Consider the following 18,248-nt stretch of genomic DNA (forward strand, 5'->3'; position numbering starts at 1 on the left):
ATCGAACAGGGGCGATGGTGGCATACCTGCGGCCACAAAGCCCATTTGCAACGCTGCGGGCGCAGGCTTTCACCGGGTGTTGCACTCTTTGGCGGGGCGCCCTGGTTGCATGCGGATGCCATGCATGCCGACATGCTCATCCGGCGGGCAGGGTGCCCTGGTTGGCGATACCGCTGCGCACATGGCCCGCCGGCACATGGCGGGCCGCGGAGGTGACATGGCCGGTCTGGTCGTCAAAGAAAAAGTCGGGTTCGAACTCGCGCAGGAACTCGCCCTTGGGCATGCCGCCCAGAAACATGGCTTCATCGACCGCGATTTTCCAGCTCATCAGCGTCTGGATGGCCCGTTCGTGCGCGGGCGCGCCGCGCGCCGTGACCAGGGCGGTGCGGATGCGCATGGACGGTGCGCCGCTTTGCTGCAGGCGGTGCAGGGCCGACAAAAAGGGCTTGAAGGGTCCGGGGGGCAGGGGCAACAGGGCCTTTTCGACCTCGTGGGCCTGGAAGGCGTCGAGCCCGGCGGCCTGGAAGACCCGCTCGGCCTCGTCAGAAAACAGCACGGCGTCGCCGTCAAAGGCGATGCGCACTTCGTGCGGGTGGGCAGCGCTGGCCTGGACCGACTGCGTGGCCACCTGCGCCGCCGGGAAGCCCATGGCCAGGGCCTCGTTCACGTCGGCGGCGTTGGCCGAGAGAAACAGGTGCGCGCCCAGGGGCCGCAGGTAGCGAAACGGCGCCGCCCCCTGCGTGAAGACGCCGCGCTGCACCGACGCCAGCCCGTGGGCCTTGGCCGAGCGAAACACGCGCATGCCGCTGACCGGATCGTTGCGCGACAGCACCACCACCTCCACCCGCTGCTGCGCGGGTTCGTTGAAGGCGAGCAGCTTCTTGACCAGCGAAAACGCCACGCCGGGCCGCGCCGGATCATCCAGTCGGTCGAGCTGCAGCTGCATGTAGCCTTGGGGGTGGTCGGGGTCGAAGATGCGGTTTTCTTCTTCAAAATCGAACAGGGCGCGTGACGAGATCGCCACCACCAGCTTGTCGTCCAGGGTTACCGCCATGGAATCTCCTTGAAAACCATCGATTGCGTTGCGCGCCACCCGCAGCTTTTGCAACTGGCGTGGCCCAGATCAGCGGCCGCCGCGCAAGGGCCGCCCCGCCGCACTGGCGGCGTCCCCCCTCCCGCATCGCGCAGCGAGGCGAGAGAGGGGGTGAAGGCGCGCAGCGCCTCAGGGGGGTGCACCTTATTTCACGAACTGGTTAAGCTGGATGATGGGCAGCAGCACCGCCAGCACGATCAGCATCACGATCAGGCCCATGGCCACGATGAGCAGCGGCTCCAGGATGGTGGCCAGCTGCATGGCGCGGCGCTGCACGTCGTTGGACAGCTGGGTGGCGGCGCGTTGCAGCATCACCGGCAGCTGGCCGGTCTGCTCGCCCAGGCGCGCGAACATGGCGAGCAGGCCGGGGAAGCGCTTTTTCTGCGCCAGCGCCGAGGCCAGCGGGGCGCCCTCGCGCACCAGCACCAGCGCATCGAGCGCGTCGGCGCGCAGCGCGCGGTTGTTCAGGGTTTCGGCGGCGGCCTGCAGGGCCTTGAGAATGGGCACGCCGGCGCTGGCCAGCATGGCCAGCGTGCTGGCAAAGCGCGCCGCGTTGTAGCCGCGCGCCAGCTTGCCCACCAGCGGCAAGTTCAGCCAGGCGGCATCAAACTTTTGGCGAAAATGCTCGAAAGTCAAAATCCAGCGAGCGCCTATAGCTATCAAAATGGAAGCAATCAGCATCAACCAACCGTAGCTGCGCACCATGGCACTAAGGCCCAGCATGGCCACGGTGAGAAAGGGCAGGGCGCGCTTGGTGCCGGCAAACACGCTGGCCACCTGCGGCACCACGTAGCTCACCAGGAACAGCACGATCGCGATGGCGATCAGGGTGACGATGGCCGGGTACAGCGCCGCGCCCATCAGCTTGGCCTGCAGGGCCTGGCGCTCTTCGAGGTCGTCGGCCAGGCGCTCCAGCACCAGGCCGAGGTTGCCGCTGTGCTCGCCCGCGCCGATCACGGCGCAGTAGATGTCGGAAAACTCGCGCGGATGCTGGGCCAGCGCGCGGGCAAAGGGGGCACCGGCGTTCACCTCGGCGCGCAAGGCCGCCACCAGATGGCGCTGGCGCTCGTCGTCGGCTTCCTCCGACAGGGCGGCAAGGGCGCGCTCCAGCGGCAGGCCCGAGGCCACCAGCCCCGCCAGCTGGCGTGTCCAGATGGCCAGGGCCGAAGCGCCCAGCACCGGCCGCGTGAAAAGGCGCTGCCCCAGGCCGGCGGGGGCGCCATCGCGCGACTGGCCGGTTTGCACGGGTTCCACGCTCAGGGGCACCAGCGCCTGGGCCCGCAGCAGGCTGCGGGCCGACTTGGCCGTGTCGGCTTCCATCAGGCCCTTGCGGGTCTGGCCCTGGGCGTCCAGGGCTTCAAAAGAAAAAGCGGGCATGTGGGGGGTGAACCGGAGGAGCTGTCAGGCGCAATAAGCCAGCCCGTGATGGTAGCCGCTGCCCGTGATGCTGCCTGTGACGCTGTACTGTGCAGCCGGGGCTTCAGGCCATCTCGGCGACGGCCTGCGCCGCAATGTCCAGGGAGCGCAGGCGCAGCGCCGGGTCGAACACGTCGCTGACCAGCATGAATTCGTCCGCACCCGTGGCCTGGCGCAGGTGGGCCAGGCCGGCGCGCACCGTGTCGGGCCCGCCGATCACGGCGGCGGCCAGAAAGTCACCGATGGCGGCGCGCTCTTGCGGTTGCAGGCGCGCGGCAAAGTTCTCGATGGGCGGCAGCAGGCGGCGGCGGTCGCCCGTGAGAATGCCCAGCACGCGCTGGTAGGTGCTGCTGGCCAGGAAATCGGCTTCGGCGTCGGTGGGTGCCGCGATCAGGGGCACGCCAATCACCACATAAGGCCGGGGCCACGCAGCGGACGGCCGGTACAGTTTGCGGTACAGATCGAGCGCCTGGTGCAGCAGGCGCGGCGCGAAATGCGAGGCAAAGGCATAGGGAAGGCCGCGTTCGGCCGCCAGCTGTGCCGAAAACAGGCTGGAGCCCAGCAGCCAGATGGGCACGTTGGTGCCCGCACCGGGCATGGCAATCAGGCGCTGGTCGGGTGTGGCCGGTGCCAGCAGGCGCTGCAGCTCGGCCACATCCTGCGGAAAATCATCGGCGGTTTCCACGCGGCTGCGGCGCAGGGCGCGCATGGTGGCCGGGTCGGTGCCGGGCGCGCGACCCAGGCCCAGGTCGATGCGGCCGGGGTACAGCTCGGCCAGTGTGCCAAAGGCCTCGGCCACCACCAGCGGCGCGTGGTTGGGCAGCATCACGCCGCCCGAGCCCACGCGGATGCGCTGCGTGCCCCCGGCGATATGCCCCACCAGCACGGCGGTGGCCGAGCTGGCAATGCCGGCCATGTTGTGGTGCTCGGCCAGCCAGTAGCGCGCAAAACCCAGCGCTTCGGCGTGTTGCGCGGTGCGCAGGGCGATCTGCAGCGCCTGGGCGACGGTGCCGCCTTCGCGCACGGCGACCAGGTCAAGCATGGAAAGGGCGGGGCGTTGGGCAGTAGTCATGGCCCGATTGTCGGCGCGCTGCGCCCTGGCTGCTGGCGGAGCGGCGGGATCCAGGTCTTGCGGCAAGGTCGCCGGCCGCCGACACGCCGGATCCGTCATTTTTTGGTAGCCAAAACACCGGGCTGATCACAAAATGTTTCAAATCCACTGCCGCCACACTCTGAGCGATGGGCGGTGGACACCTTGCATGAGGGGGGCGTATGGGTTTTTTCAGCCGATTTTTCCGGATGCGTGAGCAGGATGCCGCCAGCCCTGAAACCACCTGGGCCGTGGAAGACAACGGCAGCGAGCTGGTGCTGGATGAAGAGTACGCCGCCATGCTGATGACCGAGATCGACATCGACGCGGCCATTGCCAGTCACGAGCGTTGGCGCCTGCAGTTGCAGGACATGGTCAATGGTCGCTCCGAAGAAGTCATGCACCCCGACCGTATCTGCCAGGATGACCGCTGCGACCTGGGCCGCTGGCTCAACGGTGCGGGCCGTGCGCGGCTGGGGCATTACCCGGCCTTCGAGATGCTGGAGGCGCGGCACCGGTATTTTCACCAGCAGGCGGCGGCGGTGGTCACCAGCTTCCAGGCCGGCGATCAGGCCACTGCGGCCCAGCTGCTCGACAGCCGCTGCCGCCACGCATCCAACCAGGTGCTGTTGCTGCTCCAGGAGCTCAAGCGCGGGCTCGGGCGCTGAACGGGGCTGTCAATTGCTGTTGAATCAATCGCAATTGGCGCTTTGCTGGCAGGGAGTGCGGCCGATTTTGCAGGGGGTCAAACGACCTGTTCCAGCTGCCAACCGGTTTCGCGGGCAATGTCCTGCAGGTGGTGCCCCGCCACGATGTAGTGGATTTCGGTGCCGGCGGGCGCCCCCAGTGTGGGCAGCAAGGCACGCAGGGCGCAGCGGGCGGCGTGCAGGTCGCCGGCGTTGATGTCGATGCGGATATGGGCCGGCGGCCGCAGTCCGTCGGGGCGCCGTTCACCGAGCGAATCGCCCCAGCCCACCACCAGCCCCAGGTCCTGCGAGCGCAGCATCTGGTCGATGGTGTCCTCGCGGTGGTGCAAGGGGTCTGGGACATTGCGCCGGCCCACCGGAATTTTCACGAAGAGGAAGCCAGCGATCACCTCGGGCCGTGCGGGATGGCTGGGTGAAGGTGCGGGCGCCGAGGTGGGCACCGCTTGGGGCGCTGGGGCGGGTGGGTGGACCATGGGGCTGATTTTAGGGACGCGCGGGCAGCAGGGTGATTGCTCAAGGGATGACCTGCATAACTCCCTGCGGTCGGTGATAGCGCGGCATCGGGCGCTCCACTGCGTTGCTTTTCTTGCCAATAGCCGAGCTATTGGCTGCAAAAAGACGCCTTGTGGCCCATCCCCATCCGCACTACCACCGACTCGCGAGGGTCATGCAGGTCATCCCAAGGTGCGCGGCACCGGGCTGCTTCAGTAGCTGCGCCCGCCCTTGTACATCGCGTGCTGGCGCCGCTGCAGCGTGGCCGCTTCGCCCAGCCGCGCCATGGCCGCGCCGGCGTGCGCGTGCGTGATGGCCATGCCCAGCGCATCGGCGGCGTCGGTGCCGGGCAGGCCGGGCAGCTGCAGCAGGCGGCGCACCATTTCCTGCACCTGGGTCTTGGCGGCGCGGCCGTGGCCGACCACGGCCTTTTTCATCTGCAGCGCGGTGTATTCGGCCACGGGCAGGTTGCTGGCCACCAGGGCGGTAATGGCCGCACCACGGGCCTGGCCCAGCAGCAGCGTGGACTGGGGGTTGACGTTGACGAAGACGATCTCGACGGTGGCCACGTCGGGTTGGTAGCGCGCCGCCACCTCGCTGATGCCGTCGAACAGCACCTTCAGTCGGCCGGGCAGGTCGCCCAGGGCCAGCGCGGTGGTGCGGATGGTGCCGCTGGCCACATAGCCCAGCCGGTGGCCGTCCACATCGATCAGGCCGAAGCCCGTGGTCTGCAGACCGGGGTCAATTCCCAGAATTCTCATGTGCTATTGAAGGAGTGGCTGCTACCGCTTGCCAGTCGCGTGGCGGGAGTGTTTTGAGGCAGGCAAGGTGCCGCCGAAAAGAAGCGCTCCCAGCGTGGCGGGCATGGGGTGATGATACGGGCCGGGCGCAGTGCACCGAAACCAAATCCGGGACAATGCCCGCTTTTGTGCATTCAGCCTTTGCAGGATTTCCATGACCGAAGCCACTTCCGCTCCCCCGCTGCCCGACCACCTGTCCATCGACCCGCGCAGCCCCCACCATGTGGCCGCCGTGTTCGAGCACGACATCGGCATCCGCCTGAATGACAAGGACCGCTTCGATGTCGAGGAATACTGCATCAGCGAAGGCTGGGTCAAGGTGCCTGCGGGCAAGACGCTTGATCGCAAGGGCAAGCCGCTGCTGATCAAGCTCAAGGGCAAGGTGGAAGCGTTTTACCGCTGATGGCCATCCCGCGACGGCGGCCGGGCGCAATGCGGCGGCCCGTGCAACCCGCGCCATGACTGCGGCGCTGGAGCCGGCATCGGCCCGCCCCTGGGTCGTCCACTGCGACGGCAGCGCCATGCCCAACCCCGGCCGCATGGGGTTGGGCGTGGTGCTCTGCGCGCCCGACGGCGCGCGCCACACCTTTGCGCAGGCCACGCACACCACGGGTTGCAACAACGAGGCCGAGTTGCGGGCCCTGCTGCTGGCCTTGGCTGAGTTGCAGGCGCGCGGGGCCAGCGCGCTGCAGGTGCACAGCGACAGCAGCATCGTGGTGGAGCAACTCGGCGGCACGCCCGTGGTGCCGATTGCGCGGCTGCAAGACCTTTTTGACCAGGCGCGCCGCCTGCTGCAGACCTTCGGGCCGGTGCAACTGCAGTGGATTCCGCGCCACCGCAATGCCGAGGCCGACGCCCTGGCCCGCGCCGCGCTGGGATTGGCGCCCAAGCCGCCCGCCCGGCCTATCGGCCAGCGGCGCAAGAAGTAGGCGTTCGCCGGGCCACGGATCAGGGCAGCTCGGCACTGCCCATGCGTGCCAGGATGGTGCGCGTGCGCCCAGCCAGGTAGGCCGAGCCGGGGGTCTTCTCGAAGCGCTTGGGCGCGGGCAGCATGACGGCCAGGCGTGCGGCTTCCTGCGGCGACAGGCGCGCGGCCGGCTTGCGAAAGTAATGCTGAGCCGCGGCCTCGGCGCCAAACACGCCGTCGCCCCATTCCACGCTGTTGAGGTAGATCTCCAGGATGCGCTGCTTCGGTAAAATCTGCTCCAGCAGCACGGTCAGCACGAACTCCTGGCCCTTGCGCAGCAGCGTGCGCTCGCCCGAGAGCAGCAGGTTCTTGGCCAGCTGCTGGGTGATGGTGGAGCCGCCCCGTATCCTGGGCGCACGCACGGGCTTGTCGGGCGCGCGGGCCTGGGCCCGGGCGATCTGCGCCTCGGCCTGGGCGTTGCGCTCCCAGGCTTTTTCGATGGCGTTCCAGTCCACGCCGTCGTGGGTGACGAAACTGCCGTCTTCGGCCGCGATCACGGCGCGCTTGAGGTGGTCGGAAATCTGGGCGTAGGGCAGCCACTGCTGGCGCCAGCGCACATCGCCCTTGCTGGCCACCTGCGCCCAGATTTCGGAGCGCTGGAAGGTGGTGGATTCGGGGGCAACCCAGGCCATCAGCGCGATGCGCGCCACAAAAAACAGCTGCAGGCCCACCAGGGCCACCACCACCAGGCCCAGCCAGCGCAAAAGGGCTTTCATGGCTGCGGTCCGCTCACGCCGCCGCCTGCAGTTCGGCCAGCACCTGGGCCGATGGCGGGCGCACGCCGCGCCACAGGGCAAAGGCCTCGGCGGCCTGCTCCACCAGCATGCCCAGGCCGTCGCGCGGCACGGCGCCATGCTGGCGGGCCCAGTCGAGGAAACCCTGCGCCGCCGGGCCGTACATCATGTCGTAGGCCAGGCTGCCGGGGCGCAGCACATGGGTGGGCACGGGAACGGAGTCACCGCTCAGGCTGCTGGCCGTGGCATTGATGATGAGGTCGAAATCGGCCTCCAGCGCCTGTGGAGCAAGCGCCAGAAGCTCTGTTTTTTTTAGCAGTGCCAGGTCGGCATGGGCCTGCACCAGGGCCTGCGCCCGGGCCAGCGTGCGGTTGGCCACGGTGATGTGGCGCACGCCCGCCTGCAGCAGGGGACCCAGCACGCCGGCTGCTGCGCCGCCGGCGCCCACCAGCAGCACGTCGCGCCCGGCCAGCGGCAGGCCCGCGTTGCGCGTGATGTCGGCCACCAGGCCCAGGCCGTCGGTGTTGTCGGCGTGGATGGCCTGTCCGTCAAAGACCAGGGTGTTGGCGGCGCCCGCCCGCTGCACGCGTTCGCTGCGCGTGGTGGCCAGCGCGGCGGCTTCGAGCTTGAAAGGCACGGTGACATTGCAGCCGCGCCCGCCGCGGGCCATGAAGGCGCGCACGCCCTGGGCAAAGCCGTCGGTGGGCAGCAGGCAGCGTTCGTACACCAGGTGCTCGCCGGTCAGTTCGGCAAAGCGTGCGTGGATGGCGGGCGAGCGGCTGTGCGCCACCGGGTTGCCCATCACGCAATACAGATCATCGGAAGAACTCATGGAGCGCGGTGTGAAGGATGGAATGCGGGCGGGGCGCGATGGTCTCCCCGGCGCCGCGGGCCGGTACTCAGGGGCTGCGGCCTTCGGGGTCGGTTTCGAAGTTGGTGGTCAGGGTCTGGTCGCGTGTGAACTTGAAGCGCGCCACCATGGCGATCTGGTCGGCCTGGCGGCGCATCTCGGCATTGAAATGGCCGAACGGGCCGGAGGCCCGCGCGATGGCCTCGGCCTGCCGGTCCAGCGTGCGATTGCCCGAACCCTGCACCACCTCGGTGGCCAGGACGCGGCCATCGTGGTTGACGGTGATGATCATTGTCAGCTCGCCATAGAGCTTCCGGCCGCCTTGTGCGGGGAAGTTTTCGGTGCCCTTGTCTTCAACCTTGCTGCGCAGGGCCGAGTAATACACCGCGTAGGCCTCTTCGCGCGTGGCGGGGCTGATGTAGCGTTTCTTGGGGCGTGCGTTTTCTTCGTTGATGCGCTTTTCGATCTCGGCCAGCAGCTTGACGAGCTGGCGGCGCTTTTCCTCTTCGGCGCCCTGGCTGCCACTTTGGCTGGGCTTGCGCGGATCGGGCAGGGGCAGCGCGGCGATCTGTTTGCGCAGCTGGGCCAGCAGCTGGTTTTGCTGCTCTTGCAGGGCGTCCAGCCGGCGCTGCGATTCCTCGAAATCGTTGCCCACGGCCGTGAGTGCCGAATAGGGCAGGGGACTGGTGGCGCGGCCCTTGTTCGCCTCACCGCCCCCGGCCATGTTGGCCTGGGCGATGGCCTGGGCCTTGTCGGGCCGTTCGTTGGACTTGGCGTTGACCAGGATGACTTCGAGCGGCGTGTCCTGGAACACGCGATTGAAGCCCTCGGGGTCGATGAAACGCACCGACAGCAGTGCCGCGTGCAGCGCCACCGACACGCCCAGCGTGAGCTGCAGCGTGGTGAAGCGGGTGAGGAAGGAAGCGTTTTTCATCGCCGGGCCGCCCCAAGATGAAAAGCGGCCCCCTCGGGGGGCAGCGACCATACGAAGTGGGGAGCGTGGGGGTTATTTTTCATCGCCGGGCCGCCCCAAGATGAAAAGCGGCCCCCTCGGGGGGCAGCGACCATACGAAGTGGGGAGCGTGGGGGTTATTTTTCATCGCCGGGCCGCCCCAAGATGAAAAGCGGCCCCCTCGGGGGGCAGCGACCACACGAAGTGGGGAGCGTGGGGGGTATTTTTCATCGCCGGGCCGCCCCAAGATGAAAAGCGGCCCCCCCGGGGGGCAGCGACCACACGAAGTGAGGGAGCGTGGGGGCCATGTTCACGGGGCAGGATGATCGGTGCTGGCGGTGCCGTTGGTGTCGGCCTCGTTCACATCGACGGCAATGGCAATGGGGCCGGCCACGGCCGCGTCGTCATCGGTGTCGTCGGCATCTTCCACCGGGCCGTCGTCACTGGTGTCGTCGGGATCGTCCAGGCGCTCGACCACCGTGCCGTGCAGGTCGAGTGTGATCTCGTCCACCTCGCCGAGCCTGACCTTGAGGCGCGCGCCGCGCGGCAGGTTTTGGGCGCCCAGCACGGGGAAGACCAGCGGCAGCGCGTCGGCACGCACCAGGAAGCTGCCGCCCGGCCCTTCCTTGAACACGGTGGCGTTGAGCTCGGTGATGCCGTTCTGTTCCACGTATTGCAGCGTCCAGAAGCGCTCCATGCCGGCCTGGTAGCCGTTGTAGGCGCTGTAGGCTGCGTCAAAGCTGCTGATGATGGAGAACAGCTCCGCGTCCTTGGGTTTGAAGGGGGCCGCCAGGGCCGCCGTTCTTCCGTTGCGCACGCAGGCAATGATCTGCCACTGGTTCACCAGATCCACATAGCGGCGCAGCGGCGAGGTGGCCCACGAGTACGCCTTGACGCCAATGCCGGCGTGCGGCAACGCCTTGGTGCCCATGCGCACCTTCACGCCCGGTGCCATGCTGGCCTGGCTGCGGTAGATGCCGGGCACGCCGTGCTCGGCCAGCATCAGGCCCCAGGTGCTGTTGGCCACGATGGCGGCCTCGGCCACGATCAGGTCCAGCGGCGCGCCGCGCTGGCGTGTGGTGATCTGCACCTGCTCGCTGCCATCGGGCTCGGCCTTGTTGTTGCCGATCAGCTTGAAGTTGTAGTCGGGCCGGTTGAAGTTTTCGGGCTTGCCGCGCACCACTTCGCGCTGGGCCTTGAGGGTTTGGGCCAGTCGGTATAAAAACGATAGCTGATCGCGCACATCCAGCAAGCGTTGCGGTGTGTTTTCTGCATGAACTTTCGGGTCCTGCAGCCAGGCTTCGGTGACGATGTGGTCGAGCTGGTCGTGGCGCAGGTTGGCCACCACGGGCACGCGTTCGAGCTTGGTCTCGGTGCCGGTGATGGCGAGCGTGGCTTCGTCCACCGTGACATACAGCGATACCGCCGGGTTGGCGCGGCCTTCGTCCAGCGTGTAGATCTGCACCACCTCGTCGGGCAGCATGGTGATCTTGTAGCCGGGCATGTAGACGGTGGACAGGCGGGTGCGGCCCAGCTGGTCGAGCGGCGTGCCCGGCACGATGGCCAGGCCCGGCGCGGCAATGTGGATGCCCAGCACCACGGTGCCGGTGCCCAGGCCCTGCACCGACAGGGCGTCGTCGATCTCGGTGGTCTGCGAGTCGTCGATGGAATAGGCCTGCACGGGCGCCAGCGGCAGGTCGGCCGGCGGCTGCGGCGCGGTGAGCTGCGGGAAACCCGTGCCCTTGGGGAAGTTGTCGAACAGGAAGCGTTTCCAGTGGAACTGGTAGGCCGAATCGATGGCGCCGGCCTTTTGCAACAGGTCGAGCGGGGCCAGGTGCGTGGCGCGGCTGGCCTCGACCACGGCCTTGTATTCGGGCGCGTTCTTGTCGGGGCGGAACAGGATCTTGTAGAGCTGCTCGCGGATGGGCTGCGGGCACTCGCCGCGCCCCAGCGCCTCGGCCCAGTCGCTGATCTGCTGCACGATCAGCTTTTTCTTCTCGATGGCGGCCAGGGCCTGCTGCAGGATCTCGGCGGGCGCTTTCTTGAAGCGGCCCTTGCCGGCGCGGCGAAAGTAGTGCGGCGCCTCGTGCAGGGCAAACAGCGCGCCGGCCTGCTGGGCCAGCGTGGCGTTGTCCGAAAAATAGTCGCGCGCCAGGTCGGCAAAGCCGAAATCCTCCTCGGGGGCGAATTCCCAGGCCAGCGGCAGTTCGATGGTCTGGGCCATGGCCTGCGCCTGGGCCATCAGCTCGGACGGCGCGGGTTTTTCGAATTTCAACAGGAGGTTCGCGGCCTTGACCTTGACCCGCTTGCCCGAATCGAGCTCGACTTGGGCCGAGCTTTCGGCTTCGGACAGGATGCGGCCGGCCATGAATTTGCCGGCTTCTTCAAACAATGCGTGCATGGGCGGCATTCTCCCATGGGCGCTGGGGGGTGGTTTTCAGATCTCGAGCACCAGTCCGGGCGCAAACGCCTTGTTCTCCACCACCCCCTGGGGGGCATAGCCGCGCGGGTTGGCCACGACGCGCGTGGCGCCCACCTGGTAGTCGAAGCTGTCGTGCACATGGCCGTGCAGCCACAGCCGGGGCTGCCAGCGCAGGATGCGCGCCTCCAGGTCGGAGACAAAGCAGGCGTTGAGGGGCGAGCCGGCGAACTGCGGGGCGATGCTGCCGCGCGCGGGCGCAAAGTGCGTGACGACCACGGTGGGTCCGTCGAACGGCTCGGCAAAACGCTCCTCCAGCCAGGCCACCGACCGGTCGAACAGCATTTGCGAGATGGCGGGCGTGAAGGGCGCGGCAAAGTCGGGTGCCACGCGGATGCGGCTGAAGTCCCGCACCAGCTCCATGGCCTTGGCCAGCGCCGCGTCGCGCTGCTGCGGCGCGTCGAAGAGCCGGTAGTCCGACCACAGCGTGCAGCCCAGGAACCGCACACCGCCATGGCGCCATGCATCGCATTCGAGCACGCGCACGCGGCTGCCTTCGGCATGCGCGCGCAGTTGCGCCATGGTGGTGCTCAGATCGGAGCCATAGAACTCGTGGTTGCCCGCGACGAACACGGTGGGGCGGTCCAGTTGCCGCGCCCAGGCCATGGCCGCGGCGGGCCGCTGCAGGTCTCCGGCCAGCACCACCACGTCGGCGGGCGGCACACCCAGGGTCAGCGGGTGCACCGACAGGTGCAGATCGGACAGCAGGGCAATTTTCATGGCGTGCGGTGCATATCAGAAGGAGCGGTGGTCATTGTGGCCGCTGACGCCCCTGCCAGGAGGGGCGCGGGGTGGCGCCCCTGCCGGCAACAGGTGCTTGTCACTTTTTTGCGCTGGCGGGCGTCCAATGACCAGGAACGAGCAAAAACCGACAAACCCAAGAGCCAAGAGGCATGCCATGCACCTACCCCCACCGGCGCCCGTAGCGCGGGCGACCTGCGATCCATGCGCTGACGATGAACTGATCGAAGGGGCCTTGCAGGGCGAGCAGTCCGCCTTCGAGGCCATCATGCGCCGGCACAACCGCCTGTTGTTCCGCGCCGCGCGCGGGGTGGTGTCCGACGATGCCGAGGCGCAGGACGTGGTGCAGGAGACCTACCTGCGCGCGTTCACCCGGCTGCGGGATTTTCGGCGCGGCGCGGCGCTGGGCACCTGGCTGGCGCGCATCGCCATCAATATTGCGCTGGATGCACTGCGCAAGCGCGGCCGTTCGGTGCCGTCCGTGTCCATGGATGGCGTGCAGGACGAGGACCACGAAATTTCACCGGAGCACATGATGTCTTTGAGCGCCCCCCCGAGCCAATCGCCCGAGGCGGCCCTGGCACGCGGCGAGCTGCGCGGCTTGCTGCAGTCGGCCGTCGAAGGCCTGCCGCCGCTCTACCGCAGCGTCTTCATTCTGCGTGCGGTGCAGGAGATGAGCGTGGATGAGGCGGCGTTTTGCCTGCAGGTGAGCAGTGACGTGGTCAAGACCCGTTACCTGCGGGCCCGCTCGATGCTGCGCGACGCGCTGGGCGCGCAGATCGAGGCGCATGCCGAGAGTGCCTTTCCGTTTGCGGGCGCACGCTGCGACCAGGTGGTGCGCAACGTCGTTTCCGAGCTGCAGCAGCGCGGGCTGATTGCGCGGCGCTGACAGATCGTTCCTTGTTTTCACCACCCCCCAGGAGAACACCATGAAGAATATTTTGATTGACGTGCCCTCGCAGGCCCTGTTCCTTGCGCGCCGCCGTGCCATGTCCCTGTCGGGCGCCGCTGTGCTGTCGGCCGGTGCCGTGGCCCTGCTGGGCGGGCGTGACGCGCTCGCGGCGGGTGCCAAGATGAGTGCCAAGGACCTTGAGGCCGATGTGCGCATCCTCAACACCGCTCTGGGCGCCGAGCTGGAGGCCGTGGCGGCCTACCAGGTGGGCGCTGAAAGCGGCCTGCTGAGCAAGGCCGTGCTGCCGGTGGCCCTGCAGTTCCAGGGGCACCACAAGGAACATGCGCAGGCCATCGCGGCCACGGTGCAAAAGCTCGGCGGCAAACCGGTGTCGGCCAAGGACAAGTACGCGTTCCCGGTGGAAAAACTCAAGGCCGAGGCCGATGTGCTGCGCTTTGCCGCGGGCCTGGAGCGGGGCGCCATCTCCGCCTACCTGGGTGCCGTGCCCCTGTTTGCCGACCGCGCGCTGGCGCAGGTGGCCGCCAGCATCCTGGGCGACGAGGCCATGCACTGGGCGGTGCTGCGCCAGGTGCTGGGCGACAACCCCGTGCCGTCGGCCTTCATGTCATGAGACCGCGCCACGCACCGGCAGCCCTGTGGCTGGCGGCCGGCCTGCTCGCGGCGGGCGCCAGCGCGGCACCCGACCCGGCCGCCCTGCAGCGTGGCGAGCAGGTCTACGCGCGCTGCGCCGCCTGCCACGCCATCGAGGGCAACCGCACGGGGCCGCAGCATTGTGGGCTGTGGGGGCGCCGTGCGGGCACGGCGCAGGGCTACAGCACCTATTCCAAGGCGCTGCGCGACAGCGCCATCGTCTGGGACGAGCGCTCGCTCAATGTCTTTCTGAAGGACCCGATGAAGACCGTGCCCGGCACGGCCATGGGCTACGCCGGCGTGAAGGACGACGGCGAACGCGCCGATCTCATCGCCTGGCTCAAGGAGGCCACGCGCCCGGGCAAGGCGTGCCAGCTCTTGCCCTAGGCGGTTTTCCCATCGCAAGCATGTTTTGAAATGCGCCGCGCTGCCTGGCAGCGCCGCAAGGGGCAGGCTTTGCCAAAACATTGGTTGACAGGAGAAATGCACATGAAACACGCACCCATGTCCTTGCGCACCGCCCAGGCGCTGCGTGCTGCAAACCCCTTGCGCCTGCTGCGCCTGGCCGGCCCGCTGGGCCTGGTCGCGGTCGTTGCGGCCGCCTGCGGTGGCGGGTCTTCGGCGGACAGTGCCGACGCGGCCCAGGCCGCGCTGGTCGCGCAGGGCCAGCAGATCTTTCGCTTTGACACCTTTGGCGACGAGGCGCAGTGGACCGATGTGCTGAAGATGCACGAGGTCATCAGCGCTGCGGTCGACCCGGTCACGGCGCTGTCCGTGGGGCTGAAGGTCGACGCCGAGGCCTTGCCCGCCGCCGTGGTGGCCGGCATCCAGAACGGCAGCGTGGACCTCCACAGCCCGGTCACCACGGTGGCGCTGCTCAAGCTCAACGCCGTTGTCGGTGTCAAGGGTGTGGTGGAGACGGTCAACGGCGTGGACCGGCTGGTCCGGGTGGGCATCACCTGCGCGCTGTGCCACTCGACCGTCGACAACTCGTTCTCGAAGGGCATTGGCAAGCGCCGGGATGGCTGGCCCAACCGCGATCTCAACCCGGGGGCGATCATGGCCTTGTCGCCCGCACTGGACCTGGCGACGAAGGCCGCGCTCAACAGCTGGGGGCCGGGCAAGTTCGATCCGCGCCACAACGTGGACGGCCTGAGCAAGCCGGTCGTCATTCCGCCGGCCTACGGTCTGGCGGGCATCCATCGCATCACCTTCACCGGAGACGGCGAGGACATCGCCTACTGGAACCGCTATGTGGCGGTGGCCGAGATGGGCGGGCAAGGGACGGTGACCGAGCCGCGCCTGAACCTCCGCATCACCCACGGCACCGAGGACCTGGTTTCGGCCAAACTGCCCGCCCTGCAGGCGTACCAGCTGTCGCTGGGTGCGCCACCGGCCCCGGCGGGCAGCTTCGACCCGGTGGCCGCGGAGCGCGGGCGCATCGTGTTTGAAGGGGGCGGCAAGTGTGTGGCCTGCCACAGCGGAGGCAGTTTCACCGACGCCAATACCCGCTTGCACCCACCGGGTGATTCCATGGCGGAGCCCGAAACCCCGAGCTACGCCTCCCGGTCGGCGACCAAGCTGTACCGTACGTCGCCCTTGAAAGGGGTCTGGCAGCACGCCCCCTACTTCCACGACGGCTCGGCCGCCACCCTGGACGATGTGGCGCAGACCTACAACACCCGGCAGAGCCTGGGCCTCAGCGCCCAGGAGGTGGCCGACCTGGCGCAGTACCTGAAATCGCTGTAGCCGCAGGAGGCCCATGGCATGAATGCACCGGAAAGATCCGGCTGACCGATAACCAGGTCGGTGCAGGCCCGCGGGCCTGGACATTGATGCGGTGGATGGCTGTGGGCGCGATTGCAATGCGCTCGCCCTGGATCGTGCAAGAGACTGCGCCCGTCCCGGGTGCGCGCAGCCATGCTCGACCAGGGGTTGGCGGGCGCCAGCCTGTCGGCCCAGGGTCGGCAGCGCTGGTGTTGTCGATCTGCGGGTGGCACCCGCGCGTCCGGTGCAGGTACTGCCGGCCCGCCCCTATGATCCAGGGCTTTTGCATGACGACTTGGGTTCATTGAAATGCGTCTGGATGCCATTGCCGCACCGCTGGCCCTGCTGGCAGTGGCTGTGCCGTTTCTGTTCTCGTACCCGCAGCCCCCCTCCTCCAATTTCTGGCCCCTGGCGGCGGCGGGGGGGTGCGCGGCCGTGCTGGCCCTGCTGGCGCTGTGCCGGACCGGGTGGCTGCACCGTGCGCCGGATGACCGTGCTTTCCTGGCAGCGCAGCTGGCGGTGGGCCTGCTATTGGCGGCCTTGCTGGCCAGTGTGGTCGGCTTGCTGCAGTACTTTCTGGGCGACCCCGGGCTGTCGCCCTGGGTGCAGCCCTCCACGCCAGGGCAGGCCATCGGCAACCTGCGCCAGCGCAACCAGCAGGCATCGCTGATGAGCCTGGGGGTGTGGGCGCTGCTGTGGGTGGTGGCGCAGGTGCAGGCACGGCTGGTGGCTGGCCGCGCAGCGCCGGCCACGCCTGTGCAGCAAGCCTTGCTGGGCGGCGGGCGCATGTGGCCGTCGTGGCTGGTGGGCCTGCTGGTGGTTGCGGCGCTGGCGTTGCTGGCGGCGGGCAGCGCGGCCACGGCATCGCGCACCGGGGCGATGCAGTGGCTGCTGATGGTGGTACTGCTGCTGTGGTGGCGCGGCACTGGCGGGCGCCTGGCGGTGGGCCTGGCCCTGGTCGGGATGCTGCTGTATGCCCTGGCCGGCTGGATACTGCCGGTCCTGTTGCTGGACTGGACGGGGTTTGCCACCGAGGGCGTGTTCGCCCGCCTGGGGGGCGATACGCAGACCTGTGGCAGCCGGCGGGCGCTGTGGTCCAACGTGCTCTACCTGATTGCCCAGAAGCCCTGGACGGGCTGGGGCTGGGGCGAGCTGGACTACGCGCACTATATGACGCTGTTTCCGGGGGAGCGCTTTTGCACGCTGCTCGACAATGCCCACAACCTGCCTTTGCATCTGGCGGTGGAACTGGGCCTGCCGGTGGCTGCCATCGCATGCGGCGCCGTGCTGGTTGGGGTGGTGCGCGCGCGGCCTTGGGCGGAGACGGATGCGGTGCGCCAGCTGGCCTGGGGGGCGCTGGCCATCATTGGCTTGCACAGCATGGTGGAGTTCCCCCTGTGGTATGGGCCTTTTCAGCTGGTCACGGTGCTGGCGCTGGCGCTGTTGTGGCGCCGGTCGCTGCTGGGCTGGGTGCGTTCTCCGGCGCTTCGGGTCAGCGCTGCGGTGGCCCTGGTGGCCGTGTGCGGGGTGGGCGCGGCCGTGGCGTGGGATTACTACCGTGTCAGCCAGCTTTACCGCCCCATGGATTCCCGGCCGTCGGCCTACCAGGGCAACACCCTGGCCAAGGTGTCCAACACCGTGCTGTTCACCAACCAGGTGGATTTTGCGTTGCTGACCACCACCGCGCTAACCCAGGAGAATGCCCTGCAAGTGCATGCGCTGGCCACGAAGCTGCTGCATTTTTCTCCCGAGCCCCGCGTGATCGAGAAGCTGATCGACAGTGCGCTGCTGCTGGGAAGGGACGACGAGGTGGCATTCCAGCTGCGGCGTTACCGCGCAGCCTACCCCGAGGAGCATGCGCGCTGGGCGAACGCCCAGCGCCCCGCACCGCCTGTTGCGCCGTGAGCCTTCGGCTTACGCCAGTTGCAGAAACTGCGCCACGGCCGGCAGGTGGTCTGCGAAGTTGCTGAGCGCATGGTCGCCGCCTTCGAGCAGCGTCAACCGGGCGTCGGGGTAGCGTGCCACCATTTCCCGCCAGTCCAGCACCTCGTCGCCCTTGGCGATGATGGCCAGTTCGGGGCCCACGGGCAGGGGGCGGTCAGCGGCCAGCGCCCGCAGCTCGGCGATGTATTCCGGCAGGAAGAAGAAGCGTTCTGCCGGGTCATGCCATGCCGTTTGCTCGCCAATGTGGCGTGCCAGGTCCCGTGCCGGGTCCACGGCAGGGTTCAGCAGCACACTGGGGCAACCCGTGTGCCGCGCCACCCAGCTGGCATAGAAGCCTCCCAGCGAAGAGCCCACCACGGCCATCGAGGCCCGCGGCCAGGCAGCGATGCCTTGCGCCACCAGGGCCATGGCCGCGCGGGGCGAGGGTGGCAACTGGGGGCACCACCAGTGCACCGCGGGATGGTGTTGCGCCACATAAGCCGCCATCAGGCGGGCCTTTACCGATTGGGGGGAGGAGCGAAAACCGTGCAGGTACAGCAGGCGCGTGGTGGTCATGGGACCATCATACGAACGGGCGCAAAAAAACCCGGCTTGGCCCAATGCCAGTCAGTTAAGCCCTGACTGGCATTTTCTTTGTTGGGAACTTGCTGCGAGAGCGCTTGACCTCGCGGGG

The 18,248-nt window shown here is 68.2% G+C and carries 19 protein-coding genes; 8 read left to right on the plus strand and 11 right to left on the minus strand.

Features of this window, described 5'->3' with window-relative positions; translation table 11 throughout:
• Nucleotides 1-136: 136 nt before the first annotated feature.
• From AC1Q5S_RS18955 to AC1Q5S_RS18965, 3 genes are all read right to left on the minus strand, one after another.
• Nucleotides 137-1,054 carry a 5'-nucleotidase gene (locus tag AC1Q5S_RS18955; RefSeq protein WP_422203233.1) on the minus strand — a complete coding sequence of 306 codons (918 nt, stop codon included), beginning with the start codon at nt 1,052-1,054 and terminating at the stop codon, nt 137-139.
• A 183-nt stretch (nt 1,055-1,237) separates the two neighbouring features.
• Nucleotides 1,238-2,470 (minus strand): type II secretion system inner membrane protein GspF, encoded by a 1,233-nt coding sequence (gspF, locus tag AC1Q5S_RS18960; protein ID WP_422203231.1) that lies wholly within the window; start codon nt 2,468-2,470, stop codon nt 1,238-1,240.
• Nucleotides 2,471-2,573: 103 nt separating this feature from the next.
• Nucleotides 2,574-3,581: an LLM class flavin-dependent oxidoreductase gene (locus tag AC1Q5S_RS18965; protein ID WP_303837195.1), complete on the minus strand. Its 1,008-nt coding sequence runs from the start codon at nt 3,579-3,581 to the stop codon at nt 2,574-2,576.
• A 200-nt stretch (nt 3,582-3,781) separates the two neighbouring features.
• On the opposite strand from AC1Q5S_RS18965, the gene AC1Q5S_RS18970 reads away from it, so the two are divergent.
• Nucleotides 3,782-4,267 carry a CZB domain-containing protein gene (locus tag AC1Q5S_RS18970; protein WP_303837196.1) on the plus strand — a complete coding sequence of 162 codons (486 nt, stop codon included), beginning with the start codon at nt 3,782-3,784 and terminating at the stop codon, nt 4,265-4,267.
• 77 nt (nt 4,268-4,344) lie between these two features.
• Here AC1Q5S_RS18970 and AC1Q5S_RS18975 read toward each other — a convergent pair whose 3' ends face one another.
• Nucleotides 4,345-4,779, minus strand: coding sequence for a hypothetical protein (locus tag AC1Q5S_RS18975; protein WP_492239234.1), 435 nt, complete (start codon nt 4,777-4,779; stop codon nt 4,345-4,347).
• 231 nt (nt 4,780-5,010) lie between these two features.
• Nucleotides 5,011-5,559: a crossover junction endodeoxyribonuclease RuvC gene (ruvC, locus tag AC1Q5S_RS18980; protein WP_092696969.1), complete on the minus strand. Its 549-nt coding sequence runs from the start codon at nt 5,557-5,559 to the stop codon at nt 5,011-5,013.
• 193 nt (nt 5,560-5,752) lie between these two features.
• On the opposite strand from ruvC, the gene AC1Q5S_RS18985 reads away from it, so the two are divergent.
• Both AC1Q5S_RS18985 and AC1Q5S_RS18990 read left to right on the plus strand, forming a co-directional pair.
• Complete coding sequence (locus AC1Q5S_RS18985) at nt 5,753-6,001, plus strand: DUF3297 family protein (RefSeq protein WP_094097305.1); 249 nt, start codon at nt 5,753-5,755, stop codon at nt 5,999-6,001.
• 55 nt (nt 6,002-6,056) lie between these two features.
• A complete protein-coding gene (locus tag AC1Q5S_RS18990) occupies nt 6,057-6,527 on the plus strand; it encodes a reverse transcriptase-like protein (RefSeq protein ID WP_492239235.1) in 471 nt (156 codons plus the stop codon).
• Between the two features lie 19 nt (nt 6,528-6,546).
• On the opposite strand, the gene mtgA is transcribed toward AC1Q5S_RS18990, so the two are convergent.
• The 5 genes from mtgA to AC1Q5S_RS19015 form a co-directional block, all read right to left on the minus strand.
• The gene (gene mtgA, locus AC1Q5S_RS18995; RefSeq protein WP_303837199.1) at nt 6,547-7,281 is read right to left on the minus strand and encodes a monofunctional biosynthetic peptidoglycan transglycosylase; all 735 of its coding nucleotides are present in this window, start codon (nt 7,279-7,281) and stop codon (nt 6,547-6,549) included.
• 13 nt (nt 7,282-7,294) lie between these two features.
• Complete coding sequence (gene aroE, locus AC1Q5S_RS19000; RefSeq protein WP_492239236.1) at nt 7,295-8,131, minus strand: shikimate dehydrogenase; 837 nt, start codon at nt 8,129-8,131, stop codon at nt 7,295-7,297.
• 67 nt (nt 8,132-8,198) lie between these two features.
• On the minus strand, nt 8,199-9,083 hold the full coding sequence (locus AC1Q5S_RS19005) for an energy transducer TonB (RefSeq protein ID WP_303837201.1): 885 nt from the start codon (nt 9,081-9,083) through the stop codon (nt 8,199-8,201).
• Nucleotides 9,084-9,411: 328 nt separating this feature from the next.
• On the minus strand, nt 9,412-11,502 hold the full coding sequence (locus AC1Q5S_RS19010; protein WP_492239237.1) for a ribonuclease catalytic domain-containing protein: 2,091 nt from the start codon (nt 11,500-11,502) through the stop codon (nt 9,412-9,414).
• A 36-nt stretch (nt 11,503-11,538) separates the two neighbouring features.
• On the minus strand, nt 11,539-12,300 hold the full coding sequence (locus AC1Q5S_RS19015) for a metallophosphoesterase (RefSeq protein ID WP_492239238.1): 762 nt from the start codon (nt 12,298-12,300) through the stop codon (nt 11,539-11,541).
• A 178-nt stretch (nt 12,301-12,478) separates the two neighbouring features.
• Between AC1Q5S_RS19015 and AC1Q5S_RS19020 the strand changes: the two genes are divergently transcribed.
• The 5 genes from AC1Q5S_RS19020 (at nt 12,479) to AC1Q5S_RS19040 (ending at nt 17,536) form a co-directional block, all read left to right on the plus strand.
• Nucleotides 12,479-13,210, plus strand: coding sequence for an RNA polymerase sigma factor (locus AC1Q5S_RS19020; protein WP_303837204.1), 732 nt, complete (start codon nt 12,479-12,481; stop codon nt 13,208-13,210).
• Nucleotides 13,211-13,250: 40 nt separating this feature from the next.
• A complete protein-coding gene (locus tag AC1Q5S_RS19025) occupies nt 13,251-13,844 on the plus strand; it encodes a ferritin-like domain-containing protein (protein WP_303837205.1) in 594 nt (197 codons plus the stop codon).
• Nucleotides 13,841-14,251 (plus strand): c-type cytochrome, encoded by a 411-nt coding sequence (locus AC1Q5S_RS19030; protein ID WP_492239239.1) that lies wholly within the window; start codon nt 13,841-13,843, stop codon nt 14,249-14,251. Before AC1Q5S_RS19025 ends, AC1Q5S_RS19030 begins: the two co-directional genes overlap by 4 nt.
• A 102-nt stretch (nt 14,252-14,353) precedes the next feature.
• The gene (locus AC1Q5S_RS19035) at nt 14,354-15,613 is read left to right on the plus strand and encodes a c-type cytochrome (RefSeq protein ID WP_422205700.1); all 1,260 of its coding nucleotides are present in this window, start codon (nt 14,354-14,356) and stop codon (nt 15,611-15,613) included.
• Nucleotides 15,614-15,940: 327 nt separating this feature from the next.
• Nucleotides 15,941-17,536, plus strand: coding sequence for a Wzy polymerase domain-containing protein (locus AC1Q5S_RS19040; RefSeq protein WP_303837798.1), 1,596 nt, complete (start codon nt 15,941-15,943; stop codon nt 17,534-17,536).
• A gap of 9 nt (nt 17,537-17,545) precedes the next feature.
• Here the strand turns inward: AC1Q5S_RS19040 and AC1Q5S_RS19045 are convergent, their stop codons facing one another.
• Entirely contained in the window at nt 17,546-18,130 is a 585-nt protein-coding gene (locus tag AC1Q5S_RS19045) for a YqiA/YcfP family alpha/beta fold hydrolase (protein ID WP_303837800.1), read from the minus strand.
• Between the last annotated feature and the right edge of the window lie 118 nt (nt 18,131-18,248).

Source organism: Acidovorax sp. GW835-FHT14B10 (genome assembly GCF_058793725.1).

Bases quoted from the DNA above. Each gene is read 5' to 3' on its own strand.
- AC1Q5S_RS18975 (WP_492239234.1), bottom strand. From the start codon at position 4,779: ATGGTCCACCCACCCGCCCCAGCGCCCCAAGCGGTGCCCACCTCGGCG.
- mtgA (WP_303837199.1), bottom strand. From the start codon at position 7,281: ATGAAAGCCCTTTTGCGCTGGCTGGGCCTGGTGGTGGTGGCCCTGGTG.
- AC1Q5S_RS19030 (WP_492239239.1), top strand. From the start codon at position 13,841: ATGAGACCGCGCCACGCACCGGCAGCCCTGTGGCTGGCGGCCGGCCTG.
- AC1Q5S_RS18970 (WP_303837196.1), top strand. From the start codon at position 3,782: ATGGGTTTTTTCAGCCGATTTTTCCGGATGCGTGAGCAGGATGCCGCC.
- AC1Q5S_RS18990 (WP_492239235.1), top strand. From the start codon at position 6,057: ATGACTGCGGCGCTGGAGCCGGCATCGGCCCGCCCCTGGGTCGTCCAC.
- AC1Q5S_RS19040 (WP_303837798.1), top strand. From the start codon at position 15,941: ATGCGTCTGGATGCCATTGCCGCACCGCTGGCCCTGCTGGCAGTGGCT.
- AC1Q5S_RS19020 (WP_303837204.1), top strand. From the start codon at position 12,479: ATGCACCTACCCCCACCGGCGCCCGTAGCGCGGGCGACCTGCGATCCA.
- AC1Q5S_RS18965 (WP_303837195.1), bottom strand. From the start codon at position 3,581: ATGACTACTGCCCAACGCCCCGCCCTTTCCATGCTTGACCTGGTCGCC.
- gspF (WP_422203231.1), bottom strand. From the start codon at position 2,470: ATGCCCGCTTTTTCTTTTGAAGCCCTGGACGCCCAGGGCCAGACCCGC.
- AC1Q5S_RS19025 (WP_303837205.1), top strand. From the start codon at position 13,251: ATGAAGAATATTTTGATTGACGTGCCCTCGCAGGCCCTGTTCCTTGCG.
- AC1Q5S_RS19015 (WP_492239238.1), bottom strand. From the start codon at position 12,300: ATGAAAATTGCCCTGCTGTCCGATCTGCACCTGTCGGTGCACCCGCTG.
- aroE (WP_492239236.1), bottom strand. From the start codon at position 8,131: ATGAGTTCTTCCGATGATCTGTATTGCGTGATGGGCAACCCGGTGGCG.
- ruvC (WP_092696969.1), bottom strand. From the start codon at position 5,559: ATGAGAATTCTGGGAATTGACCCCGGTCTGCAGACCACGGGCTTCGGC.
- AC1Q5S_RS19045 (WP_303837800.1), bottom strand. From the start codon at position 18,130: ATGACCACCACGCGCCTGCTGTACCTGCACGGTTTTCGCTCCTCCCCC.
- AC1Q5S_RS19035 (WP_422205700.1), top strand. From the start codon at position 14,354: ATGAAACACGCACCCATGTCCTTGCGCACCGCCCAGGCGCTGCGTGCT.
- AC1Q5S_RS18955 (WP_422203233.1), bottom strand. From the start codon at position 1,054: ATGGCGGTAACCCTGGACGACAAGCTGGTGGTGGCGATCTCGTCACGC.
- AC1Q5S_RS18985 (WP_094097305.1), top strand. From the start codon at position 5,753: ATGACCGAAGCCACTTCCGCTCCCCCGCTGCCCGACCACCTGTCCATC.
- AC1Q5S_RS19005 (WP_303837201.1), bottom strand. From the start codon at position 9,083: ATGAAAAACGCTTCCTTCCTCACCCGCTTCACCACGCTGCAGCTCACG.
- AC1Q5S_RS19010 (WP_492239237.1), bottom strand. From the start codon at position 11,502: ATGCACGCATTGTTTGAAGAAGCCGGCAAATTCATGGCCGGCCGCATC.